This window comes from Dellaglioa sp. CoH-57-MRSF-18, assembly GCF_056781995.1.
Window position 1 is genome coordinate 1 of the sequence record NZ_JBXAXX010000018.1, and the last position, 618, is coordinate 618.

The following is a 618-nucleotide window of genomic DNA, read 5'->3' on the forward strand; positions in this document are numbered from 1 at the left end:
CGAGTTGAGCACGGCGTTAAGCAATGATCGATTTATCCAGCATTTACTTCTTCTCCTTGAGTTTGGGTGATTCAGCCGATACGGGCGAGAAATACAGAAATGCGCTGTCGGAGGTTGGTACCCTGCGCGATGTGGTACACAACCTCCGCCACCTCGTAATCAACCGAGGTGGCGGCCTCGAAGCGGATGACCTCACCGACACGCGGGACCGCCAGATCACCCGTGGCAGACGCAAGATTGATATGGTCGGCCTCATTGTAGTATTGAATGTTGACGTTGCTCATATTGCCCTCCGCTGTTGAATGCTGTGCAGTATGCGCTTAATTGCGCGTGCCGTCAACCTTGTTTCTTCTGATTTTCCGTGTGTTGGGNAAGCGCCGCACGATCATGTTCTGTCAGGGATTCAACAAACGATTGGGGTTTCGCAACCGCGAGCGGGATGAAGTAGTCACGGCAGTCGATCACTTGTGTCGCGCCTGTCGCGTGCTTCACCACGATCTTCGACGAGAGGTAACCCTTGTACGGATCATCCGGCTTCACATGCTTCATCACGTACTCGACTGGCTCACCATTGTAGAAGCCTTTCTTGTCGAGGATGCCGTTCGCGTACTCCAGAGT

Annotated in this window: 1 protein-coding gene; it reads right to left on the minus strand. The window is 53.5% G+C overall.

The annotated features are described in order from the left end of the window. Nucleotides 1–71 precede the first annotated feature (71 nt). Nucleotides 72–284, minus strand: a complete 213-nt coding sequence (locus AC1RPG_RS07765) for a hypothetical protein (protein WP_281106406.1) — start codon at nucleotides 282–284, stop codon at nucleotides 72–74. Nucleotides 285–618: the final 334 nt, after the last annotated feature.